General features: G+C 74.7%; 25 protein-coding genes and 1 pseudogene. 15 read left to right on the forward strand and 11 right to left on the reverse strand.

The genetic code is table 11. The annotated features are described in order from the left end of the window. Nucleotide 1: 1 nt before the first annotated feature. From M6G08_RS28475 to M6G08_RS28495, 5 genes are all read right to left on the reverse strand, one after another. Nucleotides 2–436: a hypothetical protein gene (locus tag M6G08_RS28475; protein WP_272589977.1), complete on the reverse strand. Its 435-nt coding sequence runs from the start codon at nt 434–436 to the stop codon at nt 2–4. A gap of 28 nt (nt 437–464) precedes the next feature. Next, a complete protein-coding gene (locus M6G08_RS28480) occupies nt 465–1298 on the reverse strand; it encodes a DUF1206 domain-containing protein (RefSeq protein ID WP_272589978.1) in 834 nt (277 codons plus the stop codon). A 189-nt stretch (nt 1299–1487) separates the two neighbouring features. Beyond that, a complete protein-coding gene (locus tag M6G08_RS28485) occupies nt 1488–1721 on the reverse strand; it encodes a DUF5133 domain-containing protein (protein WP_272589979.1) in 234 nt (77 codons plus the stop codon). A gap of 31 nt (nt 1722–1752) precedes the next feature. After that, entirely contained in the window at nt 1753–2625 is an 873-nt protein-coding gene (locus tag M6G08_RS28490) for a SigB/SigF/SigG family RNA polymerase sigma factor (protein WP_272589980.1), read from the reverse strand. A gap of 178 nt (nt 2626–2803) precedes the next feature. Then, nucleotides 2804–3241, reverse strand: a complete 438-nt coding sequence (locus tag M6G08_RS28495; RefSeq protein ID WP_272589981.1) for an ATP-binding protein — start codon at nt 3239–3241, stop codon at nt 2804–2806. A gap of 126 nt (nt 3242–3367) precedes the next feature. Here M6G08_RS28495 and M6G08_RS28500 point away from each other — a divergent pair, with 126 nt between their 5' ends. The 3 genes from M6G08_RS28500 (at nt 3368) to M6G08_RS28510 (ending at nt 5910) form a co-directional block, all read left to right on the forward strand. Then, nucleotides 3368–3583 carry a hypothetical protein gene (locus M6G08_RS28500; protein ID WP_073732110.1) on the forward strand — a complete coding sequence of 72 codons (216 nt, stop codon included), beginning with the start codon at nt 3368–3370 and terminating at the stop codon, nt 3581–3583. 49 nt (nt 3584–3632) lie between these two features. Next, on the forward strand, nt 3633–5114 hold the full coding sequence (locus tag M6G08_RS28505) for an aminotransferase class I/II-fold pyridoxal phosphate-dependent enzyme (protein ID WP_272589982.1): 1482 nt from the start codon (nt 3633–3635) through the stop codon (nt 5112–5114). A gap of 340 nt (nt 5115–5454) precedes the next feature. Further along, entirely contained in the window at nt 5455–5910 is a 456-nt protein-coding gene (locus M6G08_RS28510) for a cyclic nucleotide-binding domain-containing protein (RefSeq protein WP_272589983.1), read from the forward strand. 15 nt (nt 5911–5925) lie between these two features. Here M6G08_RS28510 and M6G08_RS28515 read toward each other — a convergent pair whose 3' ends face one another. Then, a complete protein-coding gene (locus M6G08_RS28515) occupies nt 5926–7350 on the reverse strand; it encodes an MFS transporter (RefSeq protein WP_272589984.1) in 1425 nt (474 codons plus the stop codon). Between the two features lie 73 nt (nt 7351–7423). Next, nucleotides 7424–8038: a LysE/ArgO family amino acid transporter gene (locus M6G08_RS28520; protein ID WP_272589985.1), complete on the reverse strand. Its 615-nt coding sequence runs from the start codon at nt 8036–8038 to the stop codon at nt 7424–7426. A gap of 83 nt (nt 8039–8121) precedes the next feature. On the opposite strand from M6G08_RS28520, the gene M6G08_RS28525 reads away from it, so the two are divergent. Both M6G08_RS28525 and M6G08_RS28530 read left to right on the forward strand, forming a co-directional pair. Then, a complete protein-coding gene (locus M6G08_RS28525) occupies nt 8122–9021 on the forward strand; it encodes a LysR family transcriptional regulator ArgP (RefSeq protein WP_272589986.1) in 900 nt (299 codons plus the stop codon). 111 nt (nt 9022–9132) lie between these two features. After that, nucleotides 9133–9384: a WhiB family transcriptional regulator gene (locus M6G08_RS28530; RefSeq protein WP_272589987.1), complete on the forward strand. Its 252-nt coding sequence runs from the start codon at nt 9133–9135 to the stop codon at nt 9382–9384. Between the two features lie 26 nt (nt 9385–9410). On the opposite strand, the pseudogene M6G08_RS28535 reads toward M6G08_RS28530, so the two are convergent. Further along, a pseudogene (locus M6G08_RS28535) lies at nt 9411–9817 on the reverse strand (DUF6098 family protein). A 193-nt stretch (nt 9818–10010) separates the two neighbouring features. Here M6G08_RS28535 and M6G08_RS28540 point away from each other — a divergent pair. Next, nucleotides 10011–10364 carry a DUF488 domain-containing protein gene (locus M6G08_RS28540; protein ID WP_272589988.1) on the forward strand — a complete coding sequence of 118 codons (354 nt, stop codon included), beginning with the start codon at nt 10011–10013 and terminating at the stop codon, nt 10362–10364. Between the two features lie 36 nt (nt 10365–10400). Here the strand turns inward: M6G08_RS28540 and M6G08_RS28545 are convergent, their stop codons facing one another. Both M6G08_RS28545 and M6G08_RS28550 read right to left on the reverse strand, forming a co-directional pair. After that, on the reverse strand, nt 10401–12074 hold the full coding sequence (locus tag M6G08_RS28545; RefSeq protein WP_272591459.1) for an FAD-binding dehydrogenase: 1674 nt from the start codon (nt 12072–12074) through the stop codon (nt 10401–10403). 23 nt (nt 12075–12097) lie between these two features. Continuing rightward, nucleotides 12098–12721 (reverse strand): TetR/AcrR family transcriptional regulator, encoded by a 624-nt coding sequence (locus tag M6G08_RS28550; RefSeq protein ID WP_272589989.1) that lies wholly within the window; start codon nt 12719–12721, stop codon nt 12098–12100. A 119-nt stretch (nt 12722–12840) separates the two neighbouring features. Here M6G08_RS28550 and M6G08_RS28555 point away from each other — a divergent pair, with 119 nt between their 5' ends. From M6G08_RS28555 to M6G08_RS28565, 3 genes are all read left to right on the forward strand, one after another. Further along, a complete protein-coding gene (locus M6G08_RS28555) occupies nt 12841–13470 on the forward strand; it encodes an alpha-ketoglutarate-dependent dioxygenase AlkB (RefSeq protein ID WP_272589990.1) in 630 nt (209 codons plus the stop codon). A gap of 90 nt (nt 13471–13560) precedes the next feature. Next, the gene (locus tag M6G08_RS28560) at nt 13561–14307 is read left to right on the forward strand and encodes an MBL fold metallo-hydrolase (protein ID WP_272589991.1); all 747 of its coding nucleotides are present in this window, start codon (nt 13561–13563) and stop codon (nt 14305–14307) included. Nucleotides 14308–14316: 9 nt separating this feature from the next. Further along, entirely contained in the window at nt 14317–15549 is a 1233-nt protein-coding gene (locus tag M6G08_RS28565) for a DUF4032 domain-containing protein (protein ID WP_272589992.1), read from the forward strand. A gap of 27 nt (nt 15550–15576) precedes the next feature. Here the strand turns inward: M6G08_RS28565 and M6G08_RS28570 are convergent, their stop codons facing one another. Continuing rightward, a complete protein-coding gene (locus M6G08_RS28570; RefSeq protein WP_272589993.1) occupies nt 15577–16446 on the reverse strand; it encodes a universal stress protein in 870 nt (289 codons plus the stop codon). Between the two features lie 63 nt (nt 16447–16509). On the opposite strand from M6G08_RS28570, the gene M6G08_RS28575 reads away from it, so the two are divergent. The 6 genes from M6G08_RS28575 to M6G08_RS28600 all read left to right on the forward strand — a co-directional run bounded on the left by M6G08_RS28575 (nt 16510) and on the right by M6G08_RS28600 (nt 24870). Further along, the gene (locus tag M6G08_RS28575; RefSeq protein WP_272589994.1) at nt 16510–16875 is read left to right on the forward strand and encodes a VOC family protein; all 366 of its coding nucleotides are present in this window, start codon (nt 16510–16512) and stop codon (nt 16873–16875) included. 45 nt (nt 16876–16920) lie between these two features. Further along, complete coding sequence (locus tag M6G08_RS28580) at nt 16921–19878, forward strand: ATP-binding protein (RefSeq protein ID WP_272589995.1); 2958 nt, start codon at nt 16921–16923, stop codon at nt 19876–19878. Nucleotides 19879–19981: 103 nt separating this feature from the next. Then, nucleotides 19982–21310 carry a CAP domain-containing protein gene (locus M6G08_RS28585; RefSeq protein ID WP_272589996.1) on the forward strand — a complete coding sequence of 443 codons (1329 nt, stop codon included), beginning with the start codon at nt 19982–19984 and terminating at the stop codon, nt 21308–21310. 59 nt (nt 21311–21369) lie between these two features. Continuing rightward, nucleotides 21370–22047: an AIM24 family protein gene (locus M6G08_RS28590; protein ID WP_272589997.1), complete on the forward strand. Its 678-nt coding sequence runs from the start codon at nt 21370–21372 to the stop codon at nt 22045–22047. A 121-nt stretch (nt 22048–22168) separates the two neighbouring features. Continuing rightward, nucleotides 22169–23128 (forward strand): threonine/serine dehydratase family protein, encoded by a 960-nt coding sequence (locus M6G08_RS28595; protein ID WP_272589998.1) that lies wholly within the window; start codon nt 22169–22171, stop codon nt 23126–23128. 116 nt (nt 23129–23244) lie between these two features. Next, nucleotides 23245–24870 carry a serine/threonine protein kinase gene (locus tag M6G08_RS28600; protein ID WP_272589999.1) on the forward strand — a complete coding sequence of 542 codons (1626 nt, stop codon included), beginning with the start codon at nt 23245–23247 and terminating at the stop codon, nt 24868–24870. Nucleotides 24871–24928 lie beyond the last annotated feature (58 nt).

Consider the following 24928-nt stretch of genomic DNA (forward strand, 5'->3'; position numbering starts at 1 on the left):
GTCAGAAGTCGCTGGGCAGACCGCTGGCCTCGGCTATGCCGCGCAGTTCCTCGTTCTGCTTGTGGCGTTCCTTGAGGTAGTCGGCGATCTCGCCGAGGCGCTCGGGGTCTGAGGCGGTGGCCGCGTCGGTGACGACCCGGACCGGGCCGGTCTCGTCGGTGCTGATTTCCACGACCTCGTTGTCCAGGCGGCCGGTGACCGCGGTGGCGATGACCAGCGCGGCCTCGTCCCTGATCTCCTGGGGCAGCGCCTCGGCGCTGTCCCCGTCCAGGGAGAAGTCGATGGTGGGCATCTGGTGCTCGTCGATGGCCTGGAGGACCGGTTCGACCACGCTGAGCAGGAGCTGGTAGTCGTCGTTCTCCATGCGTACGCGCAGGAGGTCGAGGTAGACGTCCACGGGACGTCCGTCCGGCGGAGGAATCTCGTGTTCGTTCATTCGCCCCGTGTTCCCCCCTCCGCGCGGCTCAGACCCGGCGCCAGCGTGCGAGGGCGAAGGAGAACACGCCGAACAGCACGAGGCCCGCGGCGACGCAGACCAGCAGCCAGGGGCCGAGCAGGGTGTCGGCGAAGGAGCGCAGGGTGTCGTCGAGGCCCTTGGCCCTGTCGGGGTCGTAGTCGACGGCGGCCCGTACGGCGAAGGCGCCCGCCGCGGCGAAGACGAGCCCGCGGGCCGTTCCGCCACCGACGCCGGTCACGTCGACCAGCCGCCGGGCCCGGGGGCTCAGCGCGCCGAGTTTCAGCTTCTTGTGGTAGCTGCGGCGCAGCGCCTGTACGGCGATGACGACGCCGGCGACGGCGATCGCGGCGCCTGCCGCGCCCACGATCCAGCGTCCGGCGGGCATCTCCAGGACCTCGGCGGTGACGTCCCGGGACTGCCGGTCGCTGGAGCCGCTGCCTTTGGAGCCGGCCGCGAAGGCGAGGACGGAGTAGGCGACGACGGCGTAGAACACGCAGCGGGCGGCGGCCGGGAGGCGCTTCCTGGCCGTGTGGCCGTCCTTGCCCGTGGCGCCGAAGACCGCTTCGGACAGCCGCCACAGGGCCATGCCGACGAGTCCGGCGCCCAGCGCCCACAGCAGCCCGGCGCCGAACGGCTTGTCCGCCAGCTCGGCCAGGGCGCCGCCCCGGTCGGCCTGCCGGTTCCCGGTGCCGAAGGCGATCCGCAGCGCCAGGAGGCCGACCAGCAGGTAGATGACGCCGCGGGCGGTGAGTCCCGCCCGGGCGGCCCCCTCGGCGGCCGAGCCGTTCGCGGCCCGGCGGGCCCGGCCACGGCCGGAATGTGCGAGAACACGAGCGTTCATCGTGAGCCTCCCCTCCGGGACAGCGGATGCCCCGGCTTCCCGGCCGCACACCCGGCTCGGCTCCCGGTCGTCACCGGCCGCGGGCGTACGAATCCGGCTTCCGCCCTCCTCCGTACGCCCGCGGACACGCCGGCTGCCCGCACGCCGCAGGGGGTGTGCGGGCAGCCGGCCCACCAGCCGTCCTCGGGGTCAGTCCGCCGCGACCGCGGGCTCGGGGGCCGGGACCGGAGGGGCCGCGAGTTGCCGCCGGGCGGCCTCGAGGGCCTGCCGCACGTCGCGCGTGCCGGTCGACACGCACAGCGTGTACGCCAGGTCACGCGTCCGGGGACCGGGTCCGCCCAGGTCGTCGCCGGGTTCGTGCAGGGCCGCCGCCTCGTACTCGTCGAGGAGCCCGCGCAGCACCGCGGGGTGGGGCATCAGCATTCGTCTCGTTCCTCCTCCGTCGCCCGGCCCGTCAGGTCCGCACCGGCCGGCCGGTGCCCCGGTGGCCCGTGCGCTGTCCCATCGCCTCGTCGCGCACCCGGGCGCAGCTGCGGCTGATGAGCCGCGAGACGTGCATCTGCGAGATGCCCAGGTGGTCGGCTATCCGGCTCTGGGTCATGTCCTCGAAGAAGCGCATGTAGAGGATGGCCCGCTCACGCTCGGGCAGCCGGCGCAGCCCTTCCTTGGCGGACTCCCTGTCGATCACGGTGTCGTACGAGGCGTCGGCCGCGCCGAGGGTGTCCGCGAGGCTGTAGCCGTCGTCGCCGGCCGAGAGTTCGGCGTCCAGCGACAGGGTGCTGAAGCTCTCCAGCGCCTCCATCCCGGCACCGACCTCGTCCTCGGTCAGCCCGGTGTGGGCGGCGATGTCGGCCACCGACGGTTCGGGGCTGCCGGGGTTCTGGGTGAGCTCGCGCCGCGCCACCCGCACCTTGTTGCGCAGTTCCTGGACCCGGCGGGGCACCCGCAGGGCCCACATCCGGTCGCGGAAGTGGCGCTTGACCTCACCGGTGATGGTGGGCACGGCGTAGCTCTCGAAGGCGCCGCGCTCCGGGTCGAAGCGGTCGACGGCCTTGACCAGGCCCAGCGCGGCGACCTGGCGCAGGTCCTCGATGGACTCGCCGCGGTCGCGGAAACGGCCGGCGATCCGGTGGGCCATGGGCAGCCAGGCGGCGACGAGTTCGTCGCGGAGCGCGTCCCGCTCGGGTCCCTCCTCGAGACCGGCCAGCCGGCCGAAGAGGGCCATGGTGTCGGGGGCGTCGTCGTGCCGGCGGCGGGCGGGGGCGGCGGTGGTGGTTTCGTCGGACTCGGACGTTCCGGGACGGACGGTGGGTGTTTCTGTGAGCATGCGGATCGCTCCTGAACGGTGGTCTCAGGGGGACTTTCCGCGGGAACGGTGCCGGCCGGGTCACTCGCCCGGAGGACCCGAGCAGCCATACCGCTCCCGCTGCTGCGCCTCCGGTCCGAAGCACGAACTTGCGACTGCCCTCACCCCGGTGGAACAAACTCCGCTTTCGCAAATGTACTCAGGACAGCGGAACGACCACGGTGATGCACTTGCCTCCCGTCGGAAGGTCTGCCACGCGTACGTCACGGGCCAGCCGGCAGACGATCGGCCAGCCCCGGCCGCCGACGCGGCTGCGTCCCTGGGGGTCGGTCCGCGGTACGGCCACCGGAAGGTCGTGGCTGCGGTCGCACACCGACAGCTCGACGCCGGGTCCGACGACGTCGACCCGGAAGTCGGTGATGCCGCCGCCGTGGAGGATCGCGTTGGTGGTCAGTTCCGAGGCGACCAGCACGGCGTCCGACAGGGCGTCCGCGTCGCAGGACGCGTGGTCTTTGCTTCCGCAGCACTCGGTGACGACGCGTTCGACGGTCTGCCGTGCCTCGGCGGGTTTGCACGGCCGGTGCAGGCCGGCGCCGGGCGGGGCGGCGGCGGGTCGGGTCGGGTGCCTTTCACTCATCCGTCAGCTCCCTGGTCGGTGGGACTACCCGTCACTTCCGGCTGACCTCTGCCGGTACCCCCAAACCTCCGGCCCCCCTTACGGCTCAGGGGCCATCCGGGCGGCCGTCGGGGGTACGCGGAGGACATGACGGATGTTGTGGACTCGGACGAACTGCTGCGCCGCATGCACCGGGCGAGGGCCTGTGCGGTGGAGCAGGAGCGGACCTGGCGGGCCCGGAGCGAGGAGCTGCGGCCGACCGATCCGGACGGCTCCCGGGACGCCGCGGTACGGACGATGGCGTACGAGGCCGTCCTGCGGGTGCTGGACGAGGTGCTGACCCCGGGGCGCGGTCCCCGCTGACCGGCCGCGGGACGGATTGGCGACGGTGGGGCCGGGAAACCGGGTCGGCATGACAGCCGACCACACCCGCGCGCCCGTGCTCGAAGCCCTCGTCGACTACCGCCGCGAGGGCCGGCTCTCGTTCACGCCGCCGGGGCACAAGCAGGCGCGCGGGGCCGACCCGGAGGTCCGCGAGGTGCTGGGCGACGCGGTCTTCTACGGCGACGTGCTGGCGACCGGTGGACTGGACGACCGGCTCACCCGGTCGCGGGTGCTCCAGCGGGCTCAGGAGCTGATGGCCGACGCGGTCCACGCCGAGCACACGTTCTTCTCGACGTGCGGGAGTTCCCTGTCGGTGAAGGCGGCGATGCTGGCGGTCGCGGGCCCGCACGAGAAGCTGCTGATCGGCCGGGACGCCCACAAGTCCGTGGTGTCGGGGCTGATCCTCTCCGGCATCGAGCCGGTCTGGGTGGAACCGCGCTGGGACGCGGAGCGGCACCTGGCCCATCCGCCGTCGGCCGAGGAGTTCGAGCGGGCCTTCGCCGCCCACCCCGACGCCAAGGGAGCGCTGATCACCAGCCCGACGCCGTACGGCGCGAGCGCCGACCTGCGGGCCGTCGCCGAGGTGTGCCACCGGCGGTCGGCGCCCCTGATCGTGGACGAGGCGTGGGGCGCGCACCTGCCCTTCCACCCGGATCTGCCCTCCTGGGCGATGGACGCGGGTGCCGACATCTGCGTGACCAGCATCCACAAGATGGGCAGCGGTCTGGAGCAGGGTTCCGTGTTCCACCTGCGCGGCGACCTCGTGCCGCCGAAGCTGCTCGGCATGCGGGCGGACCTGCTGGGCACCACCAGCCCGTCGGCGCTGATCTTCGCCGGGCTGGACGGCTGGCGGCGGCAGATGGTGCTGCGCGGCCGGGAGCTGATGGGCGGGGCGCTGGAGCTGGCGGCCGAGGTGCGGGCGGCCGTCGAGGAGATCGACGGCATGCACGTCGAGGGCCGGGACGACTTCTGCGGCCCGGGGCTGGCCCACGGCTTCGATCCGCTGCCCGTCGTGATCGACCTCGGCGGGCTCGGTGTCTCGGGCTTCCAGGCGGCGGACTGGCTGCGCGAGCGGCGGAGCGTGGTGGCGCACCTGGCTGACCACCGCCGGGTCAACATGCAGATCACCCACGGCGACGACCGGGAGACCGCCGGGGAACTGCTCGCCGCGCTGAAGGACCTCGCGCGTGCCGCTCCGGATCTCGGTCCCGCACCGCGGGTCGAGGTGCCCTCTCCGTCCGGGTTGCGGATGCCGCAGGCGGTACTCCCCCGGGACGCGTTCTTCGGGCCGACCGAGGACGTGCCGCTCGCCCGGGCGGCCGGCCGGGTCGCCGCGGAGATGATCACGCCGTACCCGCCCGGCATCCCGGCCGTCCTGCCCGGCGAGCGGCTGGCCGAACCGGTCCTGCGGTACTTGCGCGGCGGTCTGGACGCCGGCATGTACCTCCCGGACCCCAGCGACCCGGCCCTGGAGACGGTCAGGGTGGTCGCCGCCGGGGGCGACGGGTGAGGCGGCGGGTCGGGCGACGGACGTCGCGTGTGTCGCCGCGAGTGAAACCGGTCACGTGTCCCGGTTCCGGGTTCGCGGAACCTCCAGAGATGGTTTAGCGTTCATCCATACGTGGCGACGGAGTCGACGGAAATGTCCTTCGTACGTCACCGCTTACGGCCCTGGCCGGCCTCCCCCGTCCGGCCAGGGCTTTTTCATGCCCTGCCGCACCCGTACCCGGATCCGGCACGGAATCGGTACGGGATCCCGCCGTCCGCCGAGGTGCCCGGGGAGCCGACAGCGTCTGAAATGGGCATAGGGAAAGCCCCGGAACCGAATCGCCGGCGAGGAGCCCCGTGCCATGACCAAAGCGATCAAACTGCTGACCGCACTCCCCCAGCCGCAGCGCGCACGCCTCACGGAGCTCGCCCGGGAGGTCTCCTTCGCGGAGGACGCCCGGATCTTCGAGGCGGGCGGCCGGGCCGACCGCTTCTGGGTCATCCGCTCCGGCGCGGTCTCCCTGACCCAGGAGGTGACCCCCGTGCAGCGGGTCACGGTCGCCAGTCTCGGCGCGGGCGACCTGCTCGGCTGGTCCTGGCTGTTCCCGCCCTACGAGTGGGACTTCGGCGCCGAGGCCTTCAGCCCGGTGCGCGCCTACGAGTTCGACGCCGCCGCGGTGCTCCGCCTGTGCGAGGAGGACCCGCAGCTGGGTGTCGTGCTGGTGCGGTCGGTCGCCGAGATCCTCGCGCACCGGCTGGAGACCACCAGGGGCCGGCTCATGGAACACTACGCGCTGCACGGGCGGGGCTCCCTGTGAGGCGGTGAGGCGCCGTCAGACCCGGTAGCGGCGCAGCGCCGGCATCGCGGCGGCCAGGGCCAGCATCACCACGACGACGAGCAGTCCGCCGCCGGCCACCGCTTCCCGCGCGCCGACGGCGGAGCCCGCGCCGCCGTGCAGCACGTCCGCCAGGCGGGGACCACCCGCCACGACCACGGTGAAGACGCCCTGCATGCGCCCGCGCATCTCGTCGGTCGCGGCGGACAGCAGGATCGCCCCGCGAAACACCATGGAGACCATGTCGGCGACGCCGGCCACCGCCAGGAACGCCACCGCGAGCCACAGGCTCGAGCTCAGCCCGAAACCGGTGATGGCGGCGCCCCAGACCACGACCGAGCCGATCACCATCCAGCCGTGCCGGCGAGCCCGGGAGAAGGTGCCGGAGAACAGTCCGCCGGCCACCGCGCCGACGGGGATCGCCGCGAACAGCAGGCCGAGGGCGAACCCCTCGCCGTGTCCGGCGTACGTCTCGGAGGCGAGCTGCGGGAACAGCGCGCGGGGCATGCCCAGGACCATGGCGACGATGTCGGCCAGGAAGGACAGCAGCAGCACCTTGTGCCCGGCGATGTACCGGAAGCCCGCCACCACCTCCCGCACGCCCGCGCGCCGGACGGCCGTGCCCCTGAGCGGCGGCAGGGCGGGCAGCTTGTGGACCGCCCACACCGTGACGCACAGGGCCAGGGCGTCGATCAGGTACAGCTCGGGCAGCCCGATCACCGGGATGAGGACGCCGGCGAGGAGCGGGCCGACGACCTGCCCGGTCTGCATGACGGTCGAGCCGAGCGCGTTGGCGGCGGGGAGTTCGTCCTCGGGGACCAGGCGGGCGATGGAGGCGGTGCGGGCCGGGGCGTTCAGGCCCCAGAAGGCCTGCTGGAGCGCGAGCAGCAGCATGAGGACGGCCACCGACGCCAGGCCGGTGACCGCCTGGAGCCAGAACAGCACCGAGGTCACGGCGATACCGCTGTTGGTGATCAGCAGCAGCTTGCGGCGGTCCATGGTGTCGGCGACCGCGCCGCCCCACAGCGCGAACACGACCAGCGGCAGCAGGCCCGCGAGGCTCGCGGCGCCGACCCAGGCCGAGGAGCCGGTGATGTCGTAGATCTGCTTGGGCACGGCGACGGCGGTGAGCTGGCTGCCGACCGCCGTGACGACGGTCGACGACCACAGCCTGCGGTAGGCCGGGCGGCGCAGCGGCCGGGTGTCCATGGCCCAGCGGCGCAGGCCGCGCCGCTGGGCCTCGCCGGGGGCCGGGCCCTTGTCCCCGGCCCCCTCCGTCCCGACCCCCTCCGTCCCGGCCTTCTCCGTCCCGGCCTTCTCCGTCCCGGCCCCCTTCGCCCCCGGGCCCTCCTTCCCGGGTTCGGTACCGCTCTCGCCACTGCTCCGGCTGGTGTCCACGCGCTTCCTACATGCTCGATACATCTTTCAGGCTGCGGGCTTACTGTCGCAGATCCGTTCGAGTGCCCGAACCCCGCGTGGGCCGCTCCGGGCGCGTTCAGGCCCCGGCGACGAGAGTGACGCCGAGGACGATCATGGTGACGGCGACCAGCCCGTCGAGCACCCGCCAGGCCGCGGGGCGGACCAGGAAGCGGCCCAGATGGCGGGCGCCGAAGCCCAGCGCGGCGAACCAGCACAGACTGGCGACCGCGGCGCCCATGCCGAAGGTCCAGCGCAGCGGCCCCTGGTCGGCGGCGACCGAACCCAGCAGGAACACCGTGTCCAAGTACACGTGCGGGTTGAGCCACGTCAGCGCCAGGCAGGTGAGGACCGCCCGGCGGCGCGAGCCGGCCGCGTCGCCCTCCGCCCGCAGCGCGCCGGCCGGCCGGAACACGCGCCGGGCGGCCAGGGCGCCGTAGCAGAGCAGGAAGGCGCCGCCGACCCAGCCGACCACGGTCAGGGCGTCCGGCCAGGCCACCACCACCGCGCCGACCCCGCCCACACCCAGGGCGATGAGCAGCGCGTCGGACAGCGCGCAGATGCCGACCACGGCGAGGACCGCGTCGCGGCGGACCCCCTGGCGCAGGACGAAGGCGTTCTGGGCGCCGATGGCGACGATGAGCGAGAGGCCGGTGCCGAAGCCGGCGGCCGCGGCGGTGAGGGCGTTGGTCATGCTCCGACGCTATGCGGACGATCACAGGACGTACAGCTAAAGATTCTTACGTATCCTTAGCGATTGTGATGACGGGACCGAGCATGCCGGCTTTCGCGGACCTTCCCCTGGACCAGGTGCGCACCCTGCTGGCCGTGGTGGACGAGGGCACCTTCGACGCGGCCGCGGCGGCGCTGCACGTGACGCCGTCCGCGGTCAGCCAGCGGGTGAAGGCACTGGAGCAGCGCACCGGCCGGGTGCTGCTGCTGCGCACCAAGCCGGTGCGGCCGACGGAGTCCGGGGCGGTGCTGGTGCGCCTGGCCCGCCAGGTGGCCCGGCTGGAGCGGGACGCGTACGCCGAACTCGGGCTGAGCGTGGCCGGGGAGCCGACCCGTATCCCGGTGGCCGTGAACGCCGACTCGCTCGCGACCTGGTTCCTGGGCGCGCTGACGCGGGTCCCCCAAGAGCCCCGGCTCTGCTTCGAGCTGCGCCGCGAGGACGAGGACCACACGGCGACCCTGCTGCGGGAGGGCGTGGTCATGGCCGCGGTGACCTCGTCGGCCGACCCGGTCCCCGGCTGCACCGTCCGGTACCTGGGCCGGATGCGGTATCTCCCCTGCGCCGCCCCGGACTTCGCCGCCCGGCACCTGGACGGGCCGGTGCGCGAGCGGATCGCCGAGGCGCCGGTGATGGTGTTCGACCGGCGGGACGACTTCCAGGACGGCTTCGCCCGGCGGCTCGGTCACGGCGGCGCGAGTGCCGCGCGGCACCACGTGCCGACCTCGGAGGGGTTCGTCGAGGCGGTCGCCGCGGGGCTGGGCTGGGGCATGGTGCCCGAGCCGCAGGCACTGCCACTGCTGCGCACCGGCCGGCTGGTGGAGTTCGCCCCCGAACTGCCGGTGGACACCCCGCTGTACTGGCAGCAGTGGAGGCTCGACTCCCCCGCACTGGCCGCGCTGGCCGAAGCGGTGGCGTCGGCGGCGGAGGAGGCGCTGCGACCCTAGGCGGGGCGCGATCGAAGGCGCGGCGCCGGTTTCACCGCGTTTCGACAGGCCACCCGGAACGGAGCAAGGCAATCACGAGGGCGCCAACGATACCGATCGCAGGTGACATTGATGGACGACTGGCGAGAGCACGCCGCATGCCGCACGGAGGACCCCGATCTGTTCTTCCCGATCGGCACCACCGGCCCGGCCGCTCTGCAGACCGAGCAGGCGAAGGCGGTCTGCCGGACCTGTCCGGTGCGGGAGCAGTGCCTGCGATGGGCGCTCGACACCGGGCAGTCCATCGGCGTGTGGGGCGGGACCAGTGAGCTGGAGCGCCGGGCGCTCAAGCGCCGCGAGGCGGTGCGCAGGCGGACCGGCTGAAGTCCGGACCCGGTCCGGCGGCTTCTTCAGCGGCCGGTGCGGCGCAGCGGTTCCCCACGGCTGCTCCTGGCGTTCCACCTCGGCCCGGGCCTCGTCGATGACGTCCGGGTCGATCCAGCACAGCGGGCGGGCGTCGGCCACCAGCGGCTCGTTGTCCGGGCCGCGGCCCGCCTCCCGGCCGGTGAGCACCCGGGGGCGGACGCCGGGGCCCCTTGTCGTGCGGCAGGTGCGCGTAGTCGTGCAGCCTCCGGGCCGCCCCCACCCGCACGGGCCGGGCCGCCCACCAGGCCTGCACGTCGAGGGGGCCGGCGGGCGGGCCCGGCTTGGGCACGCCGGTGAGTTCGTCGGCGCTGGAGACGTCGGCGAGGTCGGCGCCGGGCCCGCGCGACCGGCGCACGTACAGGCCCCGGTGCCGGCGGACCACGCCCGTCAGTTCCTCCGGTCACGACGGCAGCCCGTCCGATGCGCGCATACGCCGACCTCCCTCGTCGTGCCGTCGCGGCGACGGAGTACCCGCGAGGCACGGCGGGGAATCGGCCCGTCCCCGAACGGCGCACCCGTCCCCGGCGCCCCGTGGACGCCGGACGTACGCTCGCGGCAGCACTGCCGTCGAGAGGGGAGTGGCCATGAGCGTGCGGGTGCGCCGCGTCTACGATCCGCCCGAGCCGGACGACGGCGTACGGGTCCTGGTCGACCGGCTGTGGCCGCGGGGCGTGGCGAAGAACGAGGCACACGTGGACGAGTGGCCCAAGGGGCTCACCCCGTCGACCGAGTTGCGCCGCTGGTACCACGCGGGCGAGGGCTCGTACGAGGAGTTCGCCGAGCGGTACGAGGCCGAGCTGGCCGCGCCCGAGGCGGCCGAGCTCCTCGATCACGTGCGGGAGCTGGCGGGCGAGGGCGACGTGACACTGCTGACGGCGTCCAAGTCGCCTGCGGAGAGCCACGCGTCCGTGCTGCTCCGGCTCCTCGACGGGGCGTGAGGAGCCGGAGCGGCCGCTGAGACGCGAGCTGTCCGCTCAGGCCGTCTGCCGTGCCGCGGCCCGGCCCGCCGCACGTCCGGAGAACAGGCAGCCGCCGAGGAAGGTGCCCTCCAGAGCGTTGTACCCGTGCACCCCTCCCCCGCCGAAGCCGGCCACCTCACCGGCCGCGTACAGGCCCTCGACGGGCGTGCCGTCGGCGCCGAGGGCGCGGGAGTCGAGGTCGGTCTGGATGCCGCCGAGGGTCTTGCGGGTGAGGACGTGCAGTTTGACGCCGATCAGCGGGCCTGCCGCCGGGTCGAGGATGCGGTGCGGGGCGGCGACCCGGCCGATGCGGTCGCCGATGTAGCGGCGGGCGTTGCGGATGCCCTGGACCTGGGCGTCCTTCGCGTAGGGGTTGGCCATCTGGAGGTCGCGGGCCTCTATCTGGCGCCGGATGGAGGCGGCGTCCAGGAGCGGCTTGTCGGTGAGCCCGTTCATCCGGTCCACGAGCTGCTCCAGGTTCGGCGCGCTCACGAAGTCGGCGCCCTCGCGCAGGAAGGCGTCCACCGGGCCGGGGGCGCCCTTGCCGAGGACCCGCTCGCGCAGGAACCCGGCACGGTCCTTCGCGGTGATGTCGGGGTTCTGCTCGGAGCCGGAGAGCGCGAACTCCTTCTCGATGATCTTCTGGGTGAGGATGAACCAGGAGTGGCCGTGGTCCGCGAGGCCGTCGGCGGTGCGCAGGTGGCGCAGGGTGCCGAGGGTGTCGTAGCCGGGCAGACAGGGCTCGGGCAGCCGGCGGCCCAGGGCGTCGAACCACATCGAGGAGGGGCCGGGGAGGATGCGGATGCCGTGTCCGGGCCAGACGGGGTCCCAGTTGCGCACGCCCTCGGTGTAGTGCCACATCCGGTCGCGGTTGACCAGGCGTGCGCCCGCCTCGGCGCTGATGTCGAGCATCCGGCCGTCGACGTAGGCGGGGACGCCGGTGACCATCTCGGCGGGCGGGGTGCCCAGGCGCTCGGGCCAGTGGCGGCGGACGACGTCGTGGTCGCCGCCGATGCCGCCGGAGGTGACGATCACCGCGCGGGCGGTGAGTTCGAACTCGCCGATCGCGTCGCGGTTGGAGGCGACGCCGCGCGGTGAGCGGTCCTCGGCCAGGACGGTGCCCCGGACGCCGCGGGCCGTGCCGTCCTCGACCACCAGGTGGTCGACCCGGTGGCGGTGGTGGAAGGTGAGCAGCCCGTCGCGGGCGGCCTGCTTCGCGTACCGCACGAACGGCTCGACGACTCCGGTGCCGGTGCCCCAGGCGATGTGGAAGCGCGGCACGGAGTTGCCGTGGCCGCCCGCCCTGAGGTCACCGCGCTCGGCCCAGCCGACGGTGGGCAGGAAGGTGATGCCGTGTCCGGCGAGCCAGGAGCGCTTCTCCCCGGCCGCCCACTCGACGTACGCGCGCGCCCAGCGCACCGCCCAGGAGTCCTCGTCCCCGGTCCGGTCGAAGCCGGCGCTGCCCTCCCAGTCGCTCCAGGCGAGGTCGACGGAGTCCTTGACGCCGAGGCGGCGCTGCTCCGGGGAGTCGACGAGGAAGAGGCCGCCGAAGGACCAGAAGGCCTGCCCGCCGAGGTTGGCCGCGTTCTCCTGGTCGACGAGGGCGACCCTCCTGCCCCGGCTGGTCAGCTCGTGCGCCGCGACCAGACCCGCCAGCCCCGCTCCCACCACGATGACGTCGGCATCCATGGCGACCGTCCCTTCCTGTTCCGTCATTGACCGGTGCTGCCGTCGGTGAGCAGTGCGGTGAGCAGCTGCCCCAGCCAGACCCGGGCGTGTTCGACGTCCCGGTCCAGCAGCAGTTGGGCGGTGACCCCGTCGTACGCGGCGACCACGGCGTGCGCGGCGCCCTCGGCGTCCCCCAGCGCGGCGGGCAGCGGGGTGTGCCCGCGGGCGCGGGCGAGCCGGTCAGCGATCGCCCGCCTCAGCCGTGCCCGGTACTCCAGCAGGGCACGGGCCACGTCGGGGTCGCGGGCGGCGTGCACCAGGAAGTCCGTCTTGACCAGCAGCCAGTCCCGGTCGAGGAGCAGCACCTCGGTGACCCGGTCCACGGCGGCCGGCACGTCCAGGTCGGGGCCGTCAAAGGCGAGGGCACCGGACACCTGCTCGGCGATCAGGTCGGCGCGTTGCCGGTAGAGCGCGAAGAACAGCTCGTCGAGGCTGTCGAAGTTGGAGTAGAAGGCGCCCCGGCTGTACCCGGCGGCCTCGCACACCTCCTCGATCGACACCCGCCCGAACCCCTTGGCGGCGAACACCTCGAACGCGGCGTCCAGGAGGTTCGCGCGGGTGCGCTCGCGCCGCCTGGTCACCCGCCCCGTCGTCGTCCCCACCGCCACGCCCTCTCCCTTCTCCGTTCGATGCGTGAACGTATCGGATACACCGCCGTATCGAAAGGGGTACGACGCGGACCCCGTGCGAGTAGAACATCCTTTCGAATACGGAGTACGCTGGTCCTATGACCACGCACCTCCAGAGTTCGCTCTTCGACCAGACCGACGAGGCCCGGCTGGGCCGGCTCGCCGGTCTGCGCCGCACCGAGCTGGGCTCCGGCGCCTGGATCGACCTGCTCCCGGGCTGGCTGAGCGGCGCCGACGCGCTCTTCGAGCACCTGGCCGCCGAGGTCCCGTGGCGTGCCGAGCGGCGGGCCATGTACGACCAGGTGGTGGACGTGCCCCGGCTGCTCGCCTTCTACGGCGCGGGCGACCGGCTCCCGCACCCGCTGCTGACCGAGGCGCGCGAGGCGCTGACGGCCCACTACGCCGGGGAACTGGGCGAGCCCTTCACCACGGCCGGACTCTGCCACTACCGCGACGGCCGGGACAGCGTCGCCTGGCACGGGGACCGGATCGGCAGGGGCGCACGCCGGGACACGATGGTCGCGATCCTCTCGGTCGGCGCGCCCCGCGATCTCCTGCTGCGCCCGGCGGGCGGGGGCGGCGACACGGTGCGCCGGCCGCTCGGCCATGGCGACCTCATCGTGATGGGCGGCTCCTGCCAGCGCACCTGGGAGCACTGCGTGCCCAAGAGCACCCGCGCCTCCGGACCGCGCATCAGCGTCCAGTTCCGCCCGCACGGCGTGCGCTGAGGGTCGTCGGCCGAGCGTCGTGCGCCCTTCCCGGCCGCCGCGTCTGGTTGGCTGGCGCCCGACGGGCAGCCACCTCGACGCGGGAGAACCATGCGACCGGACGTACGGCAGGTCGCCGACGGCACGTATCTGGTGCACGGCGGCCACACCAACTGGGTGATCCTCACCGACGGCGACGCGGCGACCCTGGTCGACACCGGCTACCCCGGCGACCGCCGGACACTGCTGGACTCCCTGGCCGCCGTGGGCAGTTCACCCGAGGCGGTGGCGGCCGTGCTGATCACCCACGCCCACAACGACCACCTCGGCTCGGCCGAGTACCTGCGCGCCGCGCACGGCACGCCGGTCCTGCTCCACCCGGCCGAGGTGCCCCACGCCCGCCGGGACTTCCTCCAGCAGGTGTCCGTCGCCGCCGTGCTGCGCAACGCCTGGCGGCCGGGGGTGCTGCCCTGGACGGCGCACGTCCTGCGCTCCGGCGGCACCGAACGGCACCCCGTCGCCTCGCCCGAGCCCTTCCCCGGTGACGGCGCCCTCGACCTGCCCGGCCGGCCGGTGCCGGTGCACACGCCCGGACACACGGACGGGCACTGCGTCTACCACCTCCCGGGCGCCGGCGTGGTGATCTCCGGCGACGCGCTGGTGAGCGCGCACGCCACCTCCCGGATCTCCGGACCCCAGCTGCTGCCCGGCATGTTCCACCACGACCGGGCGGGCACCCTGGCCTCCCTCGACGTCATCGCGGAACTGGACGCCGACGTCCTGCTCCCCGGACACGGCCCGGTCCACCGGGGCCTGGTGAAGGAAGCCGCGCGCCAGGCGCGGGAACGGGCGTTCTAGAGTCGGGGCATGGCCTTGCAGATCAGCGCCACCAACCCGGAGCACCCCGCGCTCCTGCTCGAACTGCCCTGGCGGACGCCGCTGGAGGAGTGGCCCGAGGAGTACCTCGTGCCGCTGCCGCGCGGCATCTCCCGGCACGTCGTCCGCTACGCCCGGGCCGGGGACGAGGTCGTCGCCGTCAAGGAGCTGGCCGAACGCCCCGCGCTGCGCGAGTACCAGCTGCTGCGCGACCTGGACCGGCTCGCCATCCCCGCGGTCGACGCGCTGGCCGTGGTCACCGGCCGCACCGGCGCCTCGGGCGATCCACTGGAACCGGTGCTGATCACCCGGCACCTGGGCGGCTCGATGCCGTACCGGTCGATGTTCGAGACGACGCTGCGCCCGGCGACCATGCACCGCCTGATGGACGCCCTCGCGGTACTCCTCGTCCGGCTGCACCTCGCCGGGTTCGCCTGGGGCGACTGCTCGCTGTCCAACACCCTCTTCCGCCGCGACGCGGGCGCCTACGCCGCGTACCTGGTGGACGCCGAGACCGGGGAGCTGCACCACCGGCTCAGCGACGGGCAGCGCGACTACGACCTCGACCTCGCCAGGGTGAACATCAGCGGGGAACTGCTCGACCTGGAGGCGTCGGGAGCGCTGCACCCCTCCGTCGACCCCATCGACTTCGGCGCCGAGATCTGCGCCCGCTACCGGAGTCTGTGGGAGGAGCTGACGCGCACCTCCGTCTACCCGGCGGGCAAGTACCACTACATCGAGCGCCGCATCCGGCGCCTCAACGACCTCGGTTTCGACGTGGCCGAGATGCAGATCGAGCACGCTTCCAACGGCGACACGGTCACCTTCGTGCCCAAGGTCGTCGACGCCGGCCACCACCAGCGCCAACTGCTGCGCCTGACCGGCCTGGACGCCGAGGAGAACCAGGCCCGGCGGCTGCTGAACGACCTGGAGAGCTGGATGGCCACCCAGGACGACTACGCCCCGGGCGACCCCCTGGGCGCCCGCCCGGAGGTCCTCGCCCACCGCTGGGTGCGCGAGGTGTTCCGGCCCACCGTGCGCGCCGTACCGGTGGAGCTGCGCGGCTCGATGGACCCGGCGGAGATCTACCACGAGCTGCTGGAGCACCGCTGGTACCTGTCCGAGCGGGCCCAGCACGACATCGGGCTGGACACCGCCGTCGCGGACTACATCGCCAACATCCTGCCCAGGGCGCGCGAGACGCTGCGGCCGACGGCGGACTGAGCGGCGTACCGCGCACCTTTGGCGCCCTCAGGCGTGCGGGACCACCGCCACCGGGCACTCGGCGTGGTGCAGCACACCGTGCGCCACCGAGCCGACGCGGGCGCCGACGGCCGTACGGCGGGCGCGGCGGCCGACGACCATCAGCTGGGCGCCGCCGGCCACCGACAGCAGCACCTGACCGGCGCTGCCCATCTCCACGTGCTCGACAACCGGCACGTCGGGGAAGCGTTCGCGCCACGGTGCCAGCGCCTCGCCGAGCGCCTTGCGCTCGTACTGCTCCAGGCCACCCGCCTCGTCGGCGAGCGCCATCGAGCCCGGGCTGTAGGTGAACACCGTCGGCAGCGTCCAGGCCCGCACGGCGCGCACCGTGGCGCCGCGCGCGGCGGCGGCGGCGAAGGCGAACCCGATCACGTCGGCGCTGTCCTCCGGCTCCCCCTGCTGGCCCACGACGACCTCGCGGCCCGCAGCCTCGGCCGCGGCACCGTCCCCGGCCCGTACGAGGACCACCGGCCGGGCGGCCTCGGCGATCACCTGCCGGCCGACGGAGCCGAGCAGGAACCCGACGACCGCCCCGTGGCCGCGCGAGCCGAGCACCAGCGCCTCGGCGCCGGCCCCGGCGGCGAGCAGCGCGGCGACCGCGTCGTCGGCCTCGCGGACCTCGGTGGACACGGTCAGCTCCGGGTGCCGTTCGGTGACGGCCCGGACGGACTCGGCGACCGCGTCGCGCACCCAACGCTCCTGCGCGTCCCGGTCCGCCGCGCCGTCCAGTGCCTGCACCCGCCAGGCGTGCACGACGTGCAGCGGCAGCCCGCGCCGGACCGCCTCCCTGGCCGCCCAGTCCAGCGCGGCCAGGCTCTCCTCCGAACCGTCCACCCCTGCCGTGATCGGGCGCGTCATCCGGGCCCCTCCCTGTGTCGCGGTCACGTCGTCCATGGGGCCAGTGTTCCCTACGCTGTCCCCATGACTCTGGAGTGGGAGCAGGTGAACGTCGACGCGGCCGATCCCGTGGCGCTCGGCCGCTGGTGGACCGAGGCGCTCGGCTGGGTCGTGGTGAACGACGCCCCCGACGAGTACGAGATCCGTCCCGCCCCGGACCGGCTGCCCGGCCTGCTCTTCGTGCCGGTGCCGGAGGGCAAGACCGTGAAGAACCGGCTGCACCTCGACTTCCGGCCCGACGACCAGGAGGCCGAGGTGGCCCGGCTGCTGCGCATGGGCGCGCGCCGCGCCGACGTCGGGCAGGGCGAGCAGCCGTGGGTGGTGCTGGCCGACCCCGAGGGCAACGAGTTCTGCGTGCTGGGCCCCCGCGGCGGCCGCCCCGCTGCCTGAACGAGGACCCGGGGCGCTGTCGGACCCGCGTGCCAGGATGGACGCGTGCCGCAGACCTCATTCACCAGTCCGCTCGTCGGCCGCGAGGACGAACTCGCGCGTCTCACCGGCGTGCTGGAGCGCGCCCGCGCCGGGGAGGCCCGCGCGGTGCTGATCGCCGGGGACGCCGGGGTCGGCAAGACCCGGACCCTGGACGAGGTCGCCGGCCGGGCCGCCGCGACCGGGACGACCGTGCTCACCGGGCACTGCGTCGACCTGGGCGACGTCGGCCTGCCGTATCTGCCGTTCACCGAGATCCTCGGCGTGCTGGCGGCCGACGAGCGGTTCGCCGCCGTGCTGGCCGCCCACCCGGTGGCCGGCCGGCTGCTCGGCGGCGGCCCCGACGAGGCGGACGGCGGCGGCACCGACCGCTCGCGCCTGCGCCTGTTCGAGGGCGTCGCCGCGCTGCTCACCGAGCTGACCGCCGTCGCCCCGCTGCTGCTGGTCCTGGAGGACCTGCGCTGGGCCGACCAGTCCTCCCGGGACCTGCTGAGGTTCCTGCTCAGCCGGGGAGTCCTGCAACGGCCGGCGGACGGGACGCCCGGTCACCGCCTCGCGCTGCTGGCCTCGTACCGGGCGGACGACCTGCACCGCCGCCACCCGCTGCGGCCCCTGCTCGCCGAGCTGGTGCGGCTGCCGGCCGTGGAACGCCTGGAGCTGCGCCCGCTGCCCGACGACGACGTGGCCCGGCTGGTGCGTTCGCTGGGCGAGCGGCCGCTGCCGGAGACGACCGTGCACCGGATCGTCGAACGCGCCGAGGGCAACGCCTTCTACGCCGAGGAGCTGGTCGCGGCCACGGACGCGCCCGCCCGGGGCGTGCCCAGCGGCCTGGCCGAGGTCCTGCTCATCCGGTTCGAGCAGCTGTCGGAGACCGCCCAGCAGGTGCTGCGCACCGCCGCCGTCGCCGGGCGCCGAGTGGAGCACGCCCTGCTGCGGGACGCCGTCGGGCTGCCCGAGGAGGAGCTGGAGTCGGCGCTGCGCGAGGCCCTGGGACGGCAGTTGCTCGTCTCCGGCGACGGCGACACCTACTCCTTCCGGCACGCCCTCGCGCGTGAGGCCGTCTACGCCGACCTGCTGCCCGGGGAGCGGGCCCGGCTGCACGGCGCGTTCGCCCGGCTGCTCGGCGGTCCGGACCGCCGGTCCGACAGCGCCGCCGAGCGCGCGCACCACCACCGGGAGAGCCACGACCTGCCTCAGGCGCTCGCCGCGTCCCTGGAGGCCGCCGACCACGCCCAGCGCATCGGGGCACCCGCCGAGGAGCTGCGGCACCTGGAGACGGCCCTCGACCTGTGGTCCGCGGTCGACGCGAGCGCACGGCCCGCCGGCCCCGACGCCGTGACGCTCACCCTGCGCGCCTCGGCGGCCGCCGCGCACGCCGGGGACCTGCACCGGGCGGTCTCGCTCACCCGGTCCGCGCTGGCCGGTCTCGGGCAGGACGCGGACCTGGAACTCGCCGCCCGCGTCCGCTACACGCTCGCCGGGAACCTGCTGCGCGTCGACAACCTGTCGGCCGCGTTCGCCCACAGCAGCGAGGCGTTCGCCCTGATCCCCGCAAAGCCGCCGTCGCCGACGTGGGTGTGGGCAGCGGCGACACACGTCATGGCGGCCCGTCAGGTCGGGGAGAACGGGACCGCGCTCCGAGTGGGCCGCCAGGCGCTGCGCGTCGCCGAGGAGTTGGGGGTCGCCGACGCCCGGGCGGACCTCCTGATCTCCGTGATCGGTCTCGAGGACGACAACCGGGCCACCTCGCGCGGCCGGGAACGGCTGCTGGAGGCGAGGGAGCTGGCGCGCCGGGCGGGGAACGCGCCGGTGGAGCTGCGCGCGTTGTTCAACCTGGCCATCGGCTGTTTCGAGGCCGGCGCGCCGGAGGACTGCCTGAGCTGGGCGGCCGAGGGGCTGGAGCGGGCCCGTCGTTCGGGGCTGCTGTCCTCGCCCTATCCGCGGGAGATGCGGTATCTGCGGCTGCTGGTGCTGTACACACTGGGTCACTGGGACGAGTGCCTGCGCGAGGCCGCTCAGGACGACGCCGGTCCCCCGCCGGCCGCGGGCGCCCACACCGTCGCGGCCGGTCTGTACGTGGCGCTGGCGCGCGGCGACCTCCAGGCCGCCGACCGCGCCCGTGCCCTGCTGGAGGGGCCGTTCGACTGGATGGTCACGCTGGTCGCGGGCATCGTGCTGACCGACGCCGCCGCGCTGCGCGGGAACGCGGAGGACGCCGTGCGGTGGGCGCGGTCCACCGTCGCGACGCTCACCGACGACGCGGGCACGCCGCCGGCCGTCACCGTCCGCCTCGCCGCGCTCGCGCTGTCCGCGGTCGCGGACACCGTCGTCGGGCTGCGCGCGACCGGCGACGAGGCGGGAGTCCGCCGCTGGACGGACACGGCGGCGGAACTCCTGGAGCAGGCCCGCCGGTCCGCCGGCAGGGGCGAGGACGAGCGGCCGCAGGGCCTGGAGGGACAGGCGTGGCTGGCCCGAGCGGAGGCCGAGTGGACCCGGCTCGGCTCCGGACCCGACCCGGCGGCCTGGCAGCGGGCGGTGGCCGGCTTCGCGCACGGCGACGTGTACGAACGGTCCCGGTGCCGGCTGCGGCTGGCCGAGGCGCTGCTGGCGGCCGGCCGCCGTGCGGAGGCGGCCGACGAGGCCGGCCTCGCGCACCGGGAGGCCGGCCGGCTCGGCGCCGCGCCGCTGCGCGAGCGGCTGGACGACCTGTTGCACCGTGCCCGGCCGGCCGGCACCGGGGACCGGGCCGCGTCACTGACCGCCCGCGAGCGGGACGTGCTGCGGCTGCTCGCTCTGGGGCGCAGCAACCGCCGGATCGGCGAGGAGCTGTTCATCACCGCCAAGACGGCGAGCGTCCACGTCTCCAACATCCTCGCCAAGCTGGAGGCGGCGAGCCGCACGGAGGCGGTGGCGGTCGCCTACCGGCAGGGTCTGATCAGCCCGCAGACCGCGGGTCCGGGCTGACCGGCCCGCGGCGGCTCCTGGCGCCGGGAACCCCTGGTCCGCGGCGGACGTTGACCCGGCAGCCGACACCCGTGGGAGCACGGACCGGGAGGGAGGGCGGCGGATGACCGAGCTGGTGCCCGGGGGCAACATCCCCCTGCCGGACGGCCCCGTGAGCGTGCGGGTGCCCGGCGCCTTCGACGTGTCGGCACTGGTCACGGACGACGGCGGCAAGGTGACCGGGGACGGCGACTTCGTCTTCTACAACCAGCCGCGGGTCCCGGGCGCGCGCCTGCGGGACGGCACGCTCACCGTCGATCCGGCACGGCTGCGCCCGGGGGCCACCCGCGTGACGGTCGCGGTGAGCCCCTCCGACCCCGGTACCGGCCTGGACGCGCTCCCCTCCCCCGCGCTCCATGTCACCGACGCGCGGGGTGGGGCGCTGGCGCGGTTCACGCCCGCCCGCCCCCGGCGGGAGACCGTGCTGCTGCTCGTGGAGTTCTACCGGCGGGGGGAGGGCTGGAAGCTGCGCGCCCTGGGGCAGGGGTACGCCGACGGGCTCGCGGGGCTCGCCCGGGACTTCGGGGTGGACGTCGTCGACGAGGCGGACAGGGCCGGCGAAGCGCCCAGGGAGCCGGCCGGACGCGGGGTGCCGGCCGCAGCGGCACCGGCCGGCGATTCCGACGGTTTCCTGGCGCTGGTCAACTCCGCCCGTTCGGCGGCCGGTTCCCGGCCCGTCGCCGCCGACGCCCGCCTGGTCTCGGCGGCCCGTGCGCACGCGGCCGCCATGTCCGCCGCCGGCGCGCTGAGCGTCGAGACCCGGGACGGCGTCTCGGTGCACCAGCGCGTCGCCTGTGCGGGGTACGCGTACCTCACCGTGGGCGAGCACCTGGTCTCCGGCCCGCGCACGCCCGCCGAGTTCGTCACGTACTGCCTGCGCTCCGAGCGGACCCGGCGCACGCTGCACGAGGCCGCCTTCACGCACGCCGGGTGGGCCTGCGCGGCCGACGGCCCCTCGGGCGACACGTACTGGACGGTGCTGTGGGCGGTGCCGCTCACCCCGGACGGTCTGGCCCGCACCACGGCCGAGGTCGTGGACCTCACCAACCGGGAGCGGGTCCGGGCCGGTCTGGCGGCGCTGGCCGCCGACCCGCGGCTCACCGCCGCCGCCCAGGCGCACAGCGCCGACATGGTGGCCCGGGACTTCTACTCCCACACCGATCCGGACGGCGGCAAGCCCTGGGACCGGGCCGCCGCCGCGGGCGCCGCCCGGCGCACGGTCGGCGAGAACATAGCCTGCGGCCAGCGCTCCCCCGCCGACGTGGTGGAGGGCTGGATGAACAGTCCGGGGCACCGGGCCAACATCCTCAAGACCGACTTCACCCACATCGGGATCGGCCTCGCCGGCGGCGGCCGGGCGGGCACGTACTGGACCCAGCTCTTCGGCGGCTGAACGAGGCGGGGGGCCGCCCGATCTTGGCGGAACGGAGCACTCCGGGCCAGGATGCGCGTATGAAGGGTGACCTCTTTTCCAGCGAGCACATGGTCCAGCCCGCCACCGCGCCGGGCATGACCGTCGAGAACTCCAAGTGCATCCGTTACACGGTCGACGGCGAGATGCTGGCGCGGCAGGGCGCGATGGTCGCCTACCGCGGCAACCTCCAGTTCGAGCGCAAGGGCCAGGGCGTGGGCGGCATGCTCAAGCGCGCGGTCACCGGGGAGGGCCTGCCCCTGATGGCGGTGCGCGGCCAGGGCGAGGCCTGGTTCGCGCACGAGGCGCAGAACTGCTTCGTCGTGGACGTCGAGCCCGGCGACGAGTTCACCGTCAACGGCCGCAACGTGCTCTGTTTCGACGTGTCGTTGTCGTACCGCATCTCCACCGTCAAGGGCTCCGGCATCGCCGGCGGCGGGCTGTTCAACAGCGTGTTCACCGGGCAGGGCAGGCTGGGCCTCATCTGTGAGGGCAGCCCGCTGGTGATCCCGGTCTCGCCCCAGTACCCCGTGTACGTCGACACGGACGCGATCGTCGGCTGGTCCGCGGGGCTGGCGACCTCGCTGCACCGCTCGCAGTCCATCGGCTCCATGCTGCGCGGCGGCTCCGGGGAAGCCGTGCAGCTGGTGCTCCAGGGCGAGGGCTTCGTCGTCGTACGGCCGAGCGAGGCGACGCCGCAGAAGGCGCAGCAGCACTGAGGCGACCCGGTCCGCTCCGCAGGGCGTCCGGCACGCCCGGAACCGTGTTGACCTGGGGCACCCCGCGCGAAAGGGTGCCAAGGGGCGCGGACCGGCGCCCGGGTTCGGAAGGAAGACTGCCTTGATCGGGATCACGGACATCCAAGCCGCGGCCGAGCGGATCGCCGGACACGTCGTACGCACCCCGACCGTGCCCAGCCCCGGGCTGTCCGCGCTGCTCGGGGCACCGGTGACCGCGAAGCTGGAACTGCTCCAGCGCACCGGCTCGTTCAAGGCGCGCGGCGCGACGGCCAAGCTGCTGTCGCTGACCGAGGCCGAGCGGGCCGCCGGGGTCGTCGCGGTCAGCGGCGGCAACCACGGCATCGCGGTGGCGGTCATGGCCGCCGCGCTCGACGTGAAGGCCACGGTGGTCATGCCGCGTACGGCACCGGCCCGTTCCGTGGAGACCGCCGAGGAGGCGGGCGCGCTGGTGCGGCTCACCGACGGCATGGACAGCGCCTTCGCCCTCGTGTCCCGGCTGCGGGAGGAGGGGCTGACCCTGGTGCACCCCTTCGACGACCCCGTGGTGGTCGCCGGGCAGGGCACCGTGGGGCTGGAGTTCGCCGAGGACGCCGGGGAGCTCACCGACGTCCTCGTGAGCATCGGTGGCGGCGGGCTGATCGCGGGGGTGGCGGCGGCGCTGCGGGCGCGGCGGCCGGGCGTGCGGATCTGGGGCGTGGAGACCGAGGGCGCCGAGGCCATGTCCCAGGCCCTGGCGGCGGGCGGCCCGCGGTCCGTGCCCCTGTCGTCGGTCGTCACGACGCTCAGCGCCCCGGCCGTCTCGCAGTTGACGTACGAGCATGTGTCGGCGCTGGTCACCGAGGTGTTCGTGGTGCCGGACCGGGAGGCGGTCGAGGGTTCGCTGGCGCTCGCCGAGCACGGGAAGGTGTGGACCGAGCCGGCCGCGGGGTGCCTGCTGCCCGCGGCCCGGCGGGTGGTGGAGCGGGTCGGGGACGGTGCCCGGATCGGGCTGGTGGTCTGCGGCGGTAACGCCACGGTCGCCGACATGACCGGCTGGGCGGACCGCTTCGGGCCGCGCTGACGGATCCGCCGCGCGACCCTCGCGCTTACCTGGGGTTACCTGGCATGCGTTGAACGCGGCCCGGCCCGCTCACCGTACCTCTGGTCAAGCCGAGAGCCGGCGGGTGCGAACGAGGGATGGCCATGGGCAGGGCGCGCGTCTCCACACACGAGTTGATCGCCGGACGGTACCGCCTGCTCGAGGTCGTCCACCGGGAGGCGAACCGCGTCTCCTGGTCCGGGGAGGACTCCCACACGGGCCGCCCGTGCCTGATCGCGCAGACGGCCCTGCCGGAGGAGGACGACCCGGCCGGCGAGAGGGCGCGCCGTCTCGCCGGCCGAGTGGTCCGTACCTGCGAGACCGTGCAGGCGCTGTGCCCCGGGCGGATCGCCGAGGTGGTCGACGCCGTGGTCGCGGACGGTGACTTGTGGACGGTGACCGAGTGGGTCGACGGTGTGCCGCTCGGGGAGCTCCTGGAGCGCCACGGCACGTTCAACCACGTACGGGCGGCGCGCATCGGGCTGGAACTGCTGGCCGTGCTGGAGGCGGCGCACGGCCAGGGCGTCACGCACGGCGAACTCAGCCCGGGGCAGGTGTTCGTGCGCGAGGAGGGCTCGGTCGTCGTCACCGGCTTCGGGCTGGCCGGCGCCACCCTCGCCCCACGCCTGGGCGCGCCCTCGTACGCATCGCCCGAGCAGGCCCGCGACGAGCGGATCGGGCCCGCGGCCGATCTGTGGACGCTGGGCGCGCTCCTCTACTCGATGGTCGAGGGACGTCCGCCGTTCCGTGACCGGGGCCGGCCCGAGGCGACGCTGCGGGGCGTGGACCGGCTGCCGCTGCGCACCCCGGTGCGCGCCGGTCCGCTCGCGCAGGCCGTGCAGGGGCTGCTGCGCAAGAACTCCCGGGAGCGGCTGACCCGCCCGGTGGTCCGGGCGGCCCTCACCCGGGTCCTGACGGAGGACCCCGACACGGCCGTGCGCGAGGTGCCCCGGCCCCGGCTGCGGGGCGCGTGCGCCGCCGCCCGGCACGTGAGCCGGGGGTGGAGCGGGCGGACGATGGCCGCCGGTACCGCCCTGGCCGTCGTCACCGTCGCGGTCGCCGTACTGGCCGCCACCCACGGGCTGCCCGGACCCGGTGGCGACGCCGCCACCGGGTCCGGCCGGCGCCCCCCGTCCCCCGCCGCGCCGCCCGCCGGTGAGTCGGCCCCCTCCTCCCCCGCGCCCCCGACGAGCGCGTCGCCGCCCCCCTCACCCTCCGCGTCGCCGTCCCGACCCGGCGGCTCCGTCCCGGACGGGTTCCGCCGCTACGACGCGCCGGAGGGGTTCTCGGTGGCCCTTCCCGAGGGCTGGCGGCGGCTGGACACGTCCCGGGTGCCGGACGGGGCGTACCGGGTCGTCTTCGGCACGGCCGGCGACCCGCGCACCCTCGCCGTCACCTACAGCGAGCGCGCGGGCACGGATCCGGTGGCCGTGTGGCGCGACGACGTGGAGCCCCGGCTCCGGGCGGCGGAGGGCGAGTACCGCCGGATCGGCGAGATCCGGGCGACGACCTACCGGGGCCGCCGGGCCGCCGACATGGAGTGGGTCGCCCGGGACGACGGCGACCGGGTGCGCACCTTCGGCCGCGGGTTCCTCCTCGGCGCGGGGCGCAGCTTCTCGCTGCGCTGGACGGGGCCGGCGGACGACTGGGAGGCCGCGGCGAACGAGAAGGCGCTCGCCACCGCCCTCGACACGTTCCGCGAGGACGCGGACCGGCGTGCGTGACCGGCGTGCGTGACCGGCGTGCGTGACCGGTGGGGCCGTTTTCACTTCGTGCGGCCGG

The sequence above is a fragment of the Streptomyces sp. M92 genome, assembly GCF_028473745.1.
Lineage (GTDB): Bacteria > Actinomycetota > Actinomycetes > Streptomycetales > Streptomycetaceae > Streptomyces.